Source organism: Sporolactobacillus terrae DSM 11697 (assembly GCF_000648615.1).
Classification (GTDB): Bacteria; Bacillota; Bacilli; order Bacillales; family Sporolactobacillaceae; genus Sporolactobacillus; species Sporolactobacillus terrae.
This window is the reverse complement of record NZ_JFZC01000092.1, coordinates 1-252: the sequence shown is the minus strand read 5'-3', so window position 1 is coordinate 252 and position 252 is coordinate 1. Positions and strand designations below refer to the sequence as shown.

At 40.9% G+C, this 252-nt stretch carries 1 protein-coding gene; it reads right to left on the bottom strand.

Translation table 11 applies throughout. The features are described 5' to 3' along the window. On the bottom strand, window positions 1-202 hold a 202-nt coding region (locus AA84_RS18115; RefSeq protein WP_420542180.1), incomplete at its 3' end, for a hypothetical protein. Window positions 203-252 lie beyond the last annotated feature (50 nt).

Here is a 252-nt window from a genome sequence, read left to right as displayed (position 1 = left end):
GGAGAATACGTTGATCTTTATGGCTGTCTACTTTCCATCCCTCAGCTTGTTTCTCCCGAGTGATTGCTTGATCAAGCAAAGAAAATACTTGTTCAACACTGCGCCTCATAAATTGGTACATATAGGCGGTCGCCTCTTCCTCAAACGCCAAAAGGCTCGTTTGCTTCTTCCAAATTTCTAATAAATCTTTTATACTATCCATTGAGAGAAGGCCTCTATTCCTGATGTATTCACCTTGGTCGGTATACATTT